Origin of the sequence: Paenibacillus sp. MY03, from assembly GCF_002165585.1 — a bacterium.
GTDB lineage: Bacteria > Bacillota > Bacilli > Paenibacillales > Paenibacillaceae > Pristimantibacillus > Pristimantibacillus agaridevorans.
Genome location: NZ_MXQD01000066.1, coordinates 1 through 11,253, shown reverse-complemented (window position 1 = coordinate 11,253; position 11,253 = coordinate 1). Strand labels below are relative to the sequence as shown.

12 protein-coding genes are annotated in these 11,253 nt (G+C 56.6%); 6 read left to right on the top strand and 6 right to left on the bottom strand.

Translation table 11 applies throughout. The features are described from left to right. Window position 1 precedes the first annotated feature (1 nt). Both B1748_RS32765 and B1748_RS32760 read left to right on the top strand, forming a co-directional pair. Entirely contained in the window at window positions 2-841 is an 840-nt protein-coding gene (locus tag B1748_RS32765) for a futalosine hydrolase (RefSeq protein WP_087572180.1), read from the top strand. A gap of 1,313 nt (window positions 842-2,154) precedes the next feature. Further along, window positions 2,155-3,048 carry a 1,4-dihydroxy-6-naphtoate synthase gene (locus B1748_RS32760; protein WP_087572179.1) on the top strand — a complete coding sequence of 298 codons (894 nt, stop codon included), beginning with the start codon at window positions 2,155-2,157 and terminating at the stop codon, window positions 3,046-3,048. A gap of 243 nt (window positions 3,049-3,291) precedes the next feature. On the opposite strand, the gene B1748_RS32755 is transcribed toward B1748_RS32760, so the two are convergent. The 4 genes from B1748_RS32755 to B1748_RS32740 all read right to left on the bottom strand — a co-directional run bounded on the left by B1748_RS32755 (window position 3,292) and on the right by B1748_RS32740 (window position 5,125). Further along, window positions 3,292-3,528 carry a small acid-soluble spore protein H gene (locus tag B1748_RS32755; protein ID WP_087572178.1) on the bottom strand — a complete coding sequence of 79 codons (237 nt, stop codon included), beginning with the start codon at window positions 3,526-3,528 and terminating at the stop codon, window positions 3,292-3,294. Between the two features lie 97 nt (window positions 3,529-3,625). Next, window positions 3,626-3,964: a VOC family protein gene (locus tag B1748_RS32750; protein ID WP_087572177.1), complete on the bottom strand. Its 339-nt coding sequence runs from the start codon at window positions 3,962-3,964 to the stop codon at window positions 3,626-3,628. Between the two features lie 337 nt (window positions 3,965-4,301). Then, on the bottom strand, window positions 4,302-4,691 hold the full coding sequence (locus B1748_RS32745; RefSeq protein ID WP_087572176.1) for an ArsR/SmtB family transcription factor: 390 nt from the start codon (window positions 4,689-4,691) through the stop codon (window positions 4,302-4,304). A 5-nt stretch (window positions 4,692-4,696) separates the two neighbouring features. Continuing rightward, entirely contained in the window at window positions 4,697-5,125 is a 429-nt protein-coding gene (locus tag B1748_RS32740) for an SRPBCC family protein (protein ID WP_087572200.1), read from the bottom strand. A 273-nt stretch (window positions 5,126-5,398) separates the two neighbouring features. On the opposite strand from B1748_RS32740, the gene B1748_RS32735 reads away from it, so the two are divergent. From B1748_RS32735 to B1748_RS32720, 4 genes are all read left to right on the top strand, one after another. Beyond that, complete coding sequence (locus tag B1748_RS32735) at window positions 5,399-5,977, top strand: beta-class carbonic anhydrase (protein WP_087572175.1); 579 nt, start codon at window positions 5,399-5,401, stop codon at window positions 5,975-5,977. Between the two features lie 299 nt (window positions 5,978-6,276). Beyond that, on the top strand, window positions 6,277-7,131 hold the full coding sequence (locus tag B1748_RS32730; RefSeq protein WP_087572174.1) for a lipase family protein: 855 nt from the start codon (window positions 6,277-6,279) through the stop codon (window positions 7,129-7,131). 100 nt (window positions 7,132-7,231) lie between these two features. Continuing rightward, a complete protein-coding gene (locus tag B1748_RS32725) occupies window positions 7,232-7,681 on the top strand; it encodes a hypothetical protein (RefSeq protein ID WP_087572173.1) in 450 nt (149 codons plus the stop codon). Window positions 7,682-7,687: 6 nt separating this feature from the next. Beyond that, complete coding sequence (locus tag B1748_RS32720) at window positions 7,688-8,146, top strand: hypothetical protein (protein ID WP_143810427.1); 459 nt, start codon at window positions 7,688-7,690, stop codon at window positions 8,144-8,146. A 394-nt stretch (window positions 8,147-8,540) separates the two neighbouring features. On the opposite strand, the gene B1748_RS32710 is transcribed toward B1748_RS32720, so the two are convergent. Further along, window positions 8,541-9,728, bottom strand: coding sequence for an anhydro-N-acetylmuramic acid kinase (locus B1748_RS32710; protein WP_256976090.1), 1,188 nt, complete (start codon window positions 9,726-9,728; stop codon window positions 8,541-8,543). 28 nt (window positions 9,729-9,756) lie between these two features. After that, a complete protein-coding gene (locus B1748_RS32705; RefSeq protein ID WP_306299355.1) occupies window positions 9,757-10,812 on the bottom strand; it encodes an N-acetylglucosamine kinase in 1,056 nt (351 codons plus the stop codon). Between the last annotated feature and the right edge of the window lie 441 nt (window positions 10,813-11,253).

Here is an 11,253-nt window from a genome sequence, read left to right as displayed (position 1 = left end):
GATGGATTCCTATCACCTAACATTGAATACAGCTACGTCTCAAGCGAGCGTGTGGCGAACGCTTAACGTGCTCATCGTAACCGCCGTCGACGCCGAACGCGATGCCGTGCTGCGCGGTCTCTCGGCAAGTTGCGGAGCCTCGCCAGGAGATGGAGCTATTATAGCAACTGATGAGAGACACGAAAGACAGGCCTCTGTTAAGGACGAAATAGACAGCGGCACAGCCGTTCGCTTTGAGGTCATCGCCGCTGGCGTCGGACCTGCCTACGCCGCAGCCGGTACGGCTAAGGCACTCGCGCGCGGCAATTACGACCTCGTCATCAGCACAGGCATCGGCGGCGGTTTCCCAGGCGTTGCCGCCATCGGGGCGCTGGTCGTCGCCGATGCCATCGTCGCAGCGGATCTCGGCGCAGAGACGGCGGAAGGCCAGCTCACGCTCGACGAGCTTGGTTTCGGCACGTCCCGCGGGCTCGTCTCCGCCGAATGGAGCGCCAGAATCGCAGCGGCGCTCCAGGACGCTGGGCTGGAAGCGGCGCTGGCCCCGATTCTGTCCGTCTCTCTGGCGACGGGCCGGGCCGAGACGGCTCAGTTGCGCGGACGGCTCGTACCGGGCGCTGCAGCCGAAGGCATGGAAGGCTACGGCGTCGCGGTCGCCGCAGAGAGCTTCGGCGTCGCGTGCGCAGAGCTCCGCGCCATCTCCAACGCCGTCGGTCCGCGCGACCGGGAGGCTTGGCGGATCGGCGATGCACTCCGCGCGTTGGAGCAAGCTTTTGGCGCCATTGCATCCGCTTGGCGCAGACTGGACAAGGCCGCGGCGGAGAGCGGCGGCCCAGGGGTCTAATCGAGCCCGCCGGCATTGGCGAGGGTTGTGCTTGCAGACTGAGGGCAAGGAGCCAACCGCCTTGCGGCTGGCGGTTGGCGCTAACGGGCGCCCGAGGCAGGCAACCAACCGCCCCATGGCTGGCGGTTGGCGCTAACGGGCGCTCGAGGCAGGCAACCAACCGCTCTGTGGCTGGCGGCTGGCGCTAACGGGCGCCCGAGGCAGGCAACCAACCGCCCCATGGCTGGCGGCTGGCGCTAACAGGTGCCCGAGGCAGGCAACCAACCGCCCCATGGCTGGCGGCTGGCGCTAACAGGTGCCCGAGGCAGGCAACCAACCGCCCCATGGCTGGCGGCTGGCGCTAACAGGTGCCCGAGGCAGGCAACCAACCGCCCCATGGCTGGCGGCTGGCGCTAACAGGTGCCCGAGGCAGGCAACCAACCGCCCCATGGCTGGCGGCTGGCGCTAACAGGTGCCCGAGGCAGGCAACCAACCGCCCCATGGCTGGCGGCTGGCGCTAACAGGTGCCCGAGGCAGGCAACCAACCGCCCCATGGCTGGCGGCTGGCGCTAACAGGTGCCCGAGGCAGGCAACCAACCGCCCCATGGCTGGCGGCTGGCGCTAACAGGTGCCCGAGGCAGGCAACCAACCGCCCCATGGCTGGCGGCTGGCGCTAACAGGTGCCCGAGGCAGGCAACCAACCGCCCCATGGCTGGCGGCTGGCGCTAACGGACATGAGAGACGCTATACGCCGAATATTGGCCGATTTCGAATTCTAACGGACATAGGCGACCTTATTGGCACGTTTCCCATCAGCTTTCGACATTGTGGGGCTCAATAACGTCGCTCATGTCCGTTACGTTTCTATAATTGTCCGAATCGCCAATATAGAGTCGCTGATGTCCGTTAAATTGGCTGAATCGCACTCACTGAGCGATGATGTCCATTAGATTAGCTGAATCGCACACACTGGTCGCTGATGTCCGTTAGATTGGCTGAATCGCACACACTGAGCGATGATGTCCGTTAGAGAATGGCTGAATCGCACACACTGAGCGATGATGTCCGTGAGATTGGCTGAATAGCACTCACTGAGCGCTCATGTCCGTTAGAGGTTGGCTAAATCGCACCTACTGGTCGCTGATTCCTGGTAGGCATCTCGCCAGATCACGGGCTGCCACTGCAGCCTATGTTCCGCAGTCTGGTGTGTTGCTTCATTATCGCGAAACGACGAGATGAGTGACCGTCATCGTCTTCCATCCAATAGAGCAAGAAACCTCGGCGCCTAGCGCGCAGGGGCCTTATTTCCAGCTTGAAAGGAGCTTGCAAACAACATGAATATCGCATATTCTCCTTGTCCGAACGACACTTTTATCTTTCATGCGTGGGCGCATGGCCTCGTACCCGGTGCGCCGAAACTCAACGTTACTTATGCCGATATCGACATTACCAATCACCTGGCCGCGCGGCGCGAAGGACCCGAGGTGATGAAAATCTCCTACGCCGCCCTCCCGTGGGTGCTTGAGCATTATCGGCTGATCCCGTGCGGCGGTGCCTTGGGACGAGGCTGCGGTCCGCTTGTTCTGACGAGAGAGCCGATTGCGGGCTCCGCCGAAGGCGACCAAACAGCCACTGACGCAAGTCCGCTAGACGCGGTCGCCTTCCGCGGGGACAGCCTCGCCGGAAAAACAGTCGCCGTGCCGAGCGATCGTTCCACCGCCTATATGCTGTTTCGGTTATGGGCCGATCAGCAAGTGCCCGGTGGCGTAGGAGAGATCGTCGTCATGCCCTTCCACGAGATTATGCCCGCCGTTCGCGAAGGTCGCGTCGATGCCGGGCTAGTGATTCACGAAGCCCGCTTTACCTATGGCGACTACGGCCTGTCCATGCTGGTCGATCTCGGCAGCTGGTGGGAGTACGACACAGGGCTTCCCATCCCGCTCGGCGCCATCATCGCCCGCCGCGATCTGGATGCCGATGCAATCGGCGATTGGATTCGTGCCTCGCTCGATTACGCCTGGAGCCGCCCGGACGCTTCGCGCGACTATGTAATGGCCCATGCGCAGGAGCTCTCCCCCCAGGTTGCACAATCGCATATCGAGCTTTATGTCAACGAATTTAGCCGCGATCTCGGCGAGGCAGGTTTTGCCGCTATCGAGTCGCTGCTGGGAAGGGCCGCGAAGCAAGGCCTTGTGCCGGAATTCGATCTCGGTTTGCTAAGAAGATAGCCTATTCGTGACCTAACGGCTGCCAGCATCTCTTGACTTCGCTTGTCTATGAGAAGGAACTGGCTTCCCTGTACTACCTGAGGTGAAATGGCTGTCGCCGACCTTTGCAGATCAGCAAGTTGCATTCCGAGAAATGTAAAGGAAGTATATCGAAAATCTTATACTTCCTATAATTGCACAAAGACCGTCAGGCTCAAACCGCCTGACGGTCCTTTCCGTGCCAGCGGATATCGAAAATGCCGATTAACCCTCGCTCTGAACCCTGCACGCGATTTCCTCGATCTCCATGGCCACTTGAGAATCAGGTTCGCTGAGAGTTCGTACGGGAACTTCCATTTCTTGCTCCGGCTGATTGAGCGGATAGATTCTGGCCGTCTCGTTTTGCTCATCCACATGTTGGATGTAAATGCGAACGCCGTTGTACTCCACATGTTCCATTATGGGAGAATCCGCGATTTCCTGGGCTCGTTGAATATTCACCTGATATTCCCTCCTCTACTGCTAATCATTAGATTGTTTGCTTCGGAGGAAATTTCTATACGTCGACAGCCAGCCCTCTTGCCATCCGGCATTCTTGTCACGCAAGAACCTCTACAGTAAATCCTCCTGGAGCTTCTACATAGAACGTCCAGCCATGCGATCTTTGGGGAGGCTCGACGTCGAAGCCGTCGCTTTTCAATCGTTGATTGATCTCGTTCACTTTCTCCTCGTTCTCCTGTATGAATCCAATATGGAATGTGCCAGGATAGCTGACGTGCGTCCCTTTCATCAACGTAAGCACCAACCCGTCGTCATCGAATAAAGCCGCAAATGAATTCCCGCGCCCTCCCCCGTCTTTTAATCCAAAGTACTTCTGCAGAAAATCCCTTGCGGCCGCGACGTCGGTAACTGTGAGGTTAACATGATTCAGTTTCATAAGCCACTCTCCCTTCTATTCGCACCCTTTTCATGATAAGCCTATCACATTGATGCAAGTGGGAAGCTTTTCATCGCAACTTATTGGAGGAGTAACAGAAACCCGTCATATATGTCTAAGGTTCTTCACGACCGATCCGCTCTCTACCATGAAGAAGCTTTGCTGTAACCAACGGAGTAATGTCCGTTACATTTCCGCCCCACCCGCCGGCACACCTGCCCGTTTTGCAGCTCATCGGGCTTTTTTGACATAAAAAAACCGCGCATCCTCGGGGAATCCCCTCGAATGCACGGTATATTTGTGCCCTGCAAAGGCCGAAAAGCTTTATGCCCGGCTGCTAAAGACCTGATTCGCTTGTGTCGGGGTCACTAACCGGGACTGGTTTCGGTCCTGTGGCAATGCTCTCTTCTCCCGATTCCACGTAATGCTTCAGCACGGACAGCTTGTTCTCCCAATAACGGTCGAAGTAAGACAGCCATCGCTTTAGCTCCGACAACGGCTCCGCGTTAAGCCGATAACGCGTCTCGCGGCCCACCTTCCGGTCTTGCACCAGTCCGGCATCGGACAGCACCTTCAGATGTTTCGACACGGCCGTCCTGCTAATAGGGAAGTGGCCGCTTATCGCTCCTACGGGCATTTCTTCCGCGCTCAGCAGATGCAACAGCTCCCGCCTGGTAGGATCGGCAATGGCCTGGAATATATCAGCCTTAGGCTGCGGCGCCCCCATGTGCTTTATTGTCCTGCGTACTCGGCCAGCTTCTTAACGATGCCGACCCAGCCGCCAGCCATACGTTCACGGACGACAGCATGTTTCTCGCCGAAGGATGTTGCCGTATTCTCGTCCCAACCTCCATGCGTCAGCGTGAAGTTCGTGCCGCCTGCCGTCTCCTCCAGCTGGAACGTCACCGTCCAGTCCTTGTCCCACGTAAACGCGAGCCGATTAGGAGGATCCAGCTCGATCACCTCGCAGCGCGATTTCCCGAAAGGACCCGCCTCCAGATGGAAGACATGTCCCAGCTCCGCCTGGAAATCATTCGGCATAAACCAAGCCGCAATCCCCTCCGAGGTCGCTACAGCTTCCCACACCTTGTCCGGCGGCGCCGCAATAAAAACCTGCTGAACGACGTCTTCCAGCTTCGTTGAAGATCCATTATTGTCCATGAACATTCCTGCCTCTCGCATTGTAATGCTTAATCATTTCGCTCAATAGGAAACCTTAAGGTTTCACATTCGAATTATATGACACCCAAAGGTTTCATGTCAAGCATGCCCTATGAACAGAACTTTCCAAACCCCGCAAGTACGGACAAATTCGCTCATTCATCTCAAGCCGTTTACAATTGGCGATTGACGTATGCGCTTACGATATGAATAATAAAAGACAGCCTATTCTAACATCATGCCTAAATATCTACAGAATCGAGGAGATGCTCCATGTCTATCGTACCTCAGCTTATGGAGTTTAATAAGCAATTCGTCGAGGAGAAACAATACGAGGCCTACTTAACCGATAAGTTCCCGGAGAAAAAAATTGCCATTCTCACCTGTATGGATACACGTCTTTTCGAGCTGTTGCCCAAAGCGTTGAACCTTCGCAACGGCGACGCCAAATTCATCAAGAACGCCGGCGCCATTTTAACGCAGCCGTTCGGAAGCGCCATGCGCAGCATTCTGGTAGCCGTCTATGAGCTTGGCGCACGAGAAGTGCTCGTGATCGGCCATCACGGCTGTGGTATGACTAATCTGGATGCTAAAGGCATGATTGCCAAGTTCAGCGAGCATGGCATCGATCCGCTGGCCGTACAGACGCTGGAAAATGCCGGCATCCGCATGGAACGTTTCCTCAGGGGCTTCAGCAGCGCGGAAGAAGGCGTCATGCACAGCGTGCGTATGATCCGCAATCACCCGCTGTTCCCGAAAGCCATTCCTGTTCACGGATTTGTGATCCATCCCGAGACGGGCGAGCTGGAAGTCATCGTGGAAGATTACAGGGAGGAAACTCCTCAATTGTAAACCCGCCGACTTATCTCACATCTGCATAACGACAGGCGAACGTTGACAGTTGCCTGTCCTTTTTAACCGGTTCGCCATTTGGCGGACTTTTTTTTTGCTAAAAATGATCACTCCTGTTGGCGATAAAACCTACCTCATGCTTCCGAAGCGGCTTTGCTTTGCAAAGCTGGAGGTCGCTCATCTTCGAAAGGCCTCGATAGAGGTTTTCTCACTTTAGGACAATTCAGAACGGGAGCATTCGCCCATCCCCCGCATATGTTGAACGATAACGGTTCTGCTTATGACGAGGGGGAATGGGGATGAGAATCGCGGTTGGGTTCATACACGGCATAGGCAGGCCGAAGCCGGATTTCCACGAGGAGCTGGCTGCCGCGCTGAACAAGCGTCTATCTCTGATCTGCCCCGATATCGAGCTTGTGACGGAAGGCATCTACTGGGGAGATATTACGGAAAGACTGGAGGAGAAGCTCCTCTGCAAGCTTGCGCCATATAAGCTGCGCTGGGACGATTGGATCGATGCCCGAGGCTTCATGGTCAGCTTCGCCGGGGATGCGATCGCCTACCAGCCTATTCCCCAAGCCGATAATCCGCTTCCCCATGAATATATTTATACCGACATCCACGAACGCGTCGCTCGCAAGCTCCAATGTCTTGCCGAACGGGCCGGGGCTTCAGCTCCCCTCTGTCTCATCGGCCACAGTCTGGGAACAGTCGTAGCCAGCAATTATCTCTACGATTTGCAGAACCGCAAGCTGCCTCCCCGCATTCAATCCATCATTGCGCATGGCAATTCTCCGCTCGTCAAAGGCGAGACCCTCTCCCATCTCTTTACGATGGGCAGCCCGCTGGCGTTGTGGACGCTTCGCTACGACGATTTTGGCAAGCCCGTCTCGGTCCCTGCCACCAAGTTCAGGTTGAAGCACGTAGGCGAATGGGTCAACTTTTATGATAAGGACGATATGATTGCCTATCCGCTCAAACCGTTAAGCCCGGAATACGATAATGCCGTCGTCGAAGACGTCGAGGTTTGCAATCCAGGGCTCATGGCCTGGACGCCGCTTGGTTCCCATGGCGGATATTTCCGTTCGAAAGTTATTCAGGAGAGAATCTGCCAATCGCTGGCGAAAATGTATCGCAGCTTGAATCCTCAGTAGACGATGGGTATCCGTGTAGAATTGGGAACAACTTATCCCTTGTTACATGCGTCTAATCTTTTGAACGGATTGGATAAAACGGAAACGGGAGACGATGCTAATGAAGAAATGGACGACGGTATTCTTGTTGGCTTTCGTGCTGCTATGCTGCGGCTCGTCTTCCAACGTATTCGCTGATTGGAATTCGAGATTCGTCGTGTATGACGGAGGCAGTTATACGGTAACGGATGCAAAGGTCACGGAGGATCGGATTGGCAAAAAGATCGGCAAAGTAACTCATTACTCTGACCGCGAGGATACGTATCGAGGCAATTTCTCCAATACGATGCCTAAGGGCACGGCATATTATGCCATAATCGGCGAGAATACGAGAGACACCATTGCCGTTCAGACGCCGGAGGGCGACTACATTGCCGCTGTTTATGATGGCCGCTATGCGGGGGCGGGACCTTGGACTTCGGTTTATGTGTGGATGGGAGCGGCTGCGGTCGTAGTCCTTGCAATCATAGCGGCGATGCGAGGTGCAAACTCCAAACAAAAGGCGAGGTGATGTCGCGTGTATATGTTTCTCCGAAAGATGATCAGCTCGTTTGCGGCAGGGAGCGCGTGCGTGCTGTTTTTTGCAACAGCAATTAACAATGGAAACCCAGGCCAGTTCATCTCCACGCTTGGAGTCGTTTCGTTCGTCGCGTACCCTGTCGTATTGTTGTACGGTACAATCGTGTCGCTTGCGCTAGAGTTTGCAACGGACAAATGGTTGCCTAATCGCGCTGCAAGAATAGGGCTGTCGGCCATTGGCCATACGTTTTTTGGCGCCTTGTTCGGTTGGCTTATGCAGTTGGACAAGCTCGAATGGTGGGTTATCGCGAGTTTTGCCGTTACGGCGCTGCTGTACTTTGGGGTGGACATGCTGCTCCGTATAGCGGAGAGGAAGTCTTGGCGCAGGCTGGCGATCATTGTGATGGTGGCGATGCCGGCGCTTGCCGTCGTGGGGTTTGCGGTTGTATTTTCATAAGAGGGAGCGATGATGGAATTGGAGGCATTTATCGGTTTTTCAGGTACGTTGTTTATGCCAATTTATGCATTTTGTTTTATCGTTAGCTTTGCCGGACTGCTTCGCGCGATAAAAAAAGACGCGTCTATTGACAGGTACGTTTTCTCTTCCGGTATATTCTTCGCTCTTATAATGTGGACGCTTAGCGCGTCGATCCTGATGGCAGGGGAATAACGAAACTGACGACAGAGATGGCCGATCCGCCCGAAGGCAAGGCTTGCGCTTTGCTTCCCGACTGATGGCCGCAGGGAGAAGGAAAGCTTAGTTGCAGCGGCTTATTTCATCCGCTCTCCTCTCTCCGTGCGACGACAAGACAAGGGGAATCTTCTTGTCATGCTTCCCTAATCTTGCTCCGTTATGGCAAAGCCAACTTGCCCATGACTGTCGGTCGGGAGGCTCCCGTGGCTGCCGTCACATTGTTGCTGATCCCTCTCAGGAAGTCGTTACCGAGCAAGGCGAAAATAACGGCTTCCTTCGCATCGTCGGCTAAGCCCAGCTCGCCGGAGGTCAGAATCGCCTGCTCTGGCAGCAACTCCGCAAGCTGTCTCAGCAATGTGCGATTATGGGCTCCGCCGCCGCTTACGATGACTTCGTCCAGACGGCAGCGAGGCATGACAAAGTCGCGGCATGCATTCGCGATGGATCGCGCCGTGAAAGCCGTCGCGGTCGCAACCATGTCAGCCGCCTCCAGCTCGCGTGCCTTTGCCATCTCGATGAACTCGGCCGTATAGCTGGCTCCGAACAACTCGCGTCCTGTCGACTTGGGTGGCTGCAGGGCAAAATAAGGATTCGACAGCATCCACTCTAGCAGCTCCTCATCAGTTTGGCCCTGAGCAGCCCAGGCGCCCTCGGAGTCATAGCTCATTTGACCGTCTGTCAACGTAAAGATCACCTGATCCATAATCATGTTGCCAGGTCCGGTATCGAACGCGAACAAGTCTTCTACTCCTGCACCCGCCGGAATAGCCGTGCAGTTGCCGATGCCGCCGATGTTCTGGAGCAGTCTCCCCTTGGACGGATGGCGGAACAGGATCAAGTCGCCATAGGGCACAAGCGGAGCTCCTTGTCCGCCAACGGCCATATCGGCCGGACGGTAATCCCCGACCGTCAGGCATCCCGTCCGCTTGGCGATGACGGACAGATCGCCGATCTGCAGCGTCGAACGAGTCAGGTACGGATCGGTCGTTGACGTCTCCGGCATATGCCAGATCGTCTGACCGTGCGAGCTGACGAAAGCGATATCGCTCATCCGAAGTCCTGCTTCTCGCACGGCTTCGATCGCCGCCTCGGCGAACCGTTCGGCGATGTAAACGTTCATCCCGGCGATCTTCGCCACATCCGATGACACAGGATCGCATAGCTCCTTTAGACGCCCCCTTAGCGCATCGTCATAAGGACGGCTATAGTAATGCACCAGCTCGACCTTCGACTCCAAGCCGCAGCCGTCAATCCGAACGACAGCGGCATCCACGCCATCCAGCGACGTGCCGGACATCAATCCCACTGCGTAGACGTACGACTTCTCTTGCTTCCACTGAAACAAACCCAATCCACTCCTTCCGCACACTTGGTTACTCGCGCACGGCAGACACGCCTCGCAGCTCCGAAAGCGCGAGCAGCATGGCGCCATGCGCCGCGTCGCGCCGCGCATCGATACATCGCAGCCGCGGGTGGCGCGCCGCCATGCCCGCCTTGAACGCCGCGCGCACCTGGCTGCTCTGCAGCAGCACGCTGCCGAGCAGCGCAAGCTCGCCGCTCTCGGCGAGGCCTAGCGCTTCCGCGACGGCAGAAGCCGTGTCGACGAGCGCCAGCGCGTTCCGCTCCGCGATGCGCAGAGCGGATGCGTCGCCCGCCTCGCAGGCGGCGGACAACAGCGGAGCGAGCGCGGCGATGTCGGCTTTGTTGCGCTCCTTGGCGTAAACGAAGCCGACGAGCTCCTGCACCGTCGACAGGCCGAGCCGCGCGTAGACCAGCTCCGTCACGACGGTCGCTGCTTCGCGGCCATCCGAGGCTCTTACGACGGCGGATAGCAGATCGCGGCCGATACTGTAGCCGCTGCCTTCGTCGTCGATCAGATGGCCGAAGCCGCCGGCGCGATGTACGGTTCCGTCCGCGTTGCGGCCGTACGCGATGGAGCCGGTTCCCGCGATCAGAATCATCCCGCGGGGTCCTTCGTGGGCGCCCCACAGCGCCGTCTCATGGTCGCCTACCAGCACCAGTCTCCCTGCGAAGCCCCCCTCTCTTAAGCCTTCCGTCAATCGCCCGCTTACGGTAGGGTTGCTGATGCCGGCTGCTCCTACAGCCATCGCGACACAGGCTGCGAGACCTCCCTCACAGACATGTCCGACATTCGCAGCAATCTCATGCAAAGTCGCCTTCACGCTGGCTTCGTCCTGGCCGTTCAAGTTCAGAGGGCCCGCCGTGAACCTGTGCACAACACGTCCGCTCTCCTCCGCCACCGTCACGGCCGTCTTGGTACCGCCGCCATCCAGTCCCGCCACATAACGCATGCTCGTCAACCTCCGCTTTTCCAATCTAATTATGAGAAAAACGCCTTGCGGCGATCTTGTTTGTCCCGTAAGATGGCCATGCCGGCGGCGATCTTGTTTCCCCCGTACGATAGCCACGCCCGGCTGCCGAAATTGTAACGGACACCAGCAACCCTTAGGGGAGAAATCGAACAAATTGAGATTTTAACGGACATCAGCGACTCTTACAGCTTCAAATCAGGGGCATTTCTCCCCTTTTAAGCTTCTAAGAGTCGCGTATGTCCGTTACAATCGCGGCTAACAAAAAACAGGCGGCTAAGGGTCGAGAATGTCCGTTACATTTCCGCCCCACCCACCGCGCACACCTTACCGTTTTGCAGCAAGAGGAAAATTGGACCTCTAATGTCCCCGTCTCCGCCCTCGCTTGCGATTTAAAGGGAAATCCTACCTCTAATCCAGACCAAATCGCTGTATTGGGATAGAATCACCCCGATTAAAGGGAGCTTTTCCCTCTATGCCGAGCCCATAGCTCGATTTATCCAGATCAGAGGGAGCTTTGTAAGTAGAATAAATAGTGGA

Coding starts and splice junctions, on each gene's coding strand:
- B1748_RS32765 (WP_087572180.1), top strand. CDS start 2: ATGGATTCCTATCACCTAACATTGAATACAGCTACGTCTCAAGCGAGC.
- B1748_RS32760 (WP_087572179.1), top strand. CDS start 2,155: ATGAATATCGCATATTCTCCTTGTCCGAACGACACTTTTATCTTTCAT.
- B1748_RS32750 (WP_087572177.1), bottom strand. CDS start 3,964: ATGAAACTGAATCATGTTAACCTCACAGTTACCGACGTCGCGGCCGCA.
- B1748_RS32745 (WP_087572176.1), bottom strand. CDS start 4,691: ATGGGGGCGCCGCAGCCTAAGGCTGATATATTCCAGGCCATTGCCGAT.
- B1748_RS32740 (WP_087572200.1), bottom strand. CDS start 5,125: ATGGACAATAATGGATCTTCAACGAAGCTGGAAGACGTCGTTCAGCAG.
- B1748_RS32735 (WP_087572175.1), top strand. CDS start 5,399: ATGTCTATCGTACCTCAGCTTATGGAGTTTAATAAGCAATTCGTCGAG.
- B1748_RS32730 (WP_087572174.1), top strand. CDS start 6,277: ATGAGAATCGCGGTTGGGTTCATACACGGCATAGGCAGGCCGAAGCCG.
- B1748_RS32725 (WP_087572173.1), top strand. CDS start 7,232: ATGAAGAAATGGACGACGGTATTCTTGTTGGCTTTCGTGCTGCTATGC.